The organism is Exiguobacterium sp. s63, from assembly GCF_018617335.1.
Classification (GTDB): domain Bacteria; phylum Bacillota; class Bacilli; order Exiguobacteriales; family Exiguobacteriaceae; genus Exiguobacterium.
The window spans coordinates 1-272 of record NZ_JACSKB010000016.1; the positions used below are offsets into that span (position 1 = coordinate 1).

The 272-nt window shown below is 44.5% G+C and carries 2 tRNA genes; both read left to right on the forward strand.

Annotated features, from left to right (window positions below):
- The first annotated feature begins 10 nt into the window (after positions 1 to 10).
- Positions 11 to 87, forward strand: a tRNA-Arg gene (locus KNO90_RS14670).
- A gap of 6 nt (positions 88 to 93) precedes the next feature.
- Positions 94 to 170, forward strand: a tRNA-Pro gene (locus tag KNO90_RS14675).
- Positions 171 to 272 lie beyond the last annotated feature (102 nt).

Consider the following 272-nt stretch of genomic DNA (forward strand, 5'->3'; position numbering starts at 1 on the left):
CGCACCATATGCACCCTTAGCTCAGCTGGATAGAGCGTTAGACTACGAATCTAAAGGCCGGGAGTTCGAATCTCTCAGGGTGCACCATTTTAACGGGAAGTAGCTCAGCTTGGTAGAGCACTTGGTTTGGGACCAAGGGGTCGCAGGTTCGAATCCTGTCTTCCCGACCATTTATTTTTTGGTCTTTGAAAACTGAACGATGAGGCAAAAATAAGTTTTACCATTTTTGAATGAAGCGCAAGCTTCGTCAATTTAAGAGCTATATCAAATTC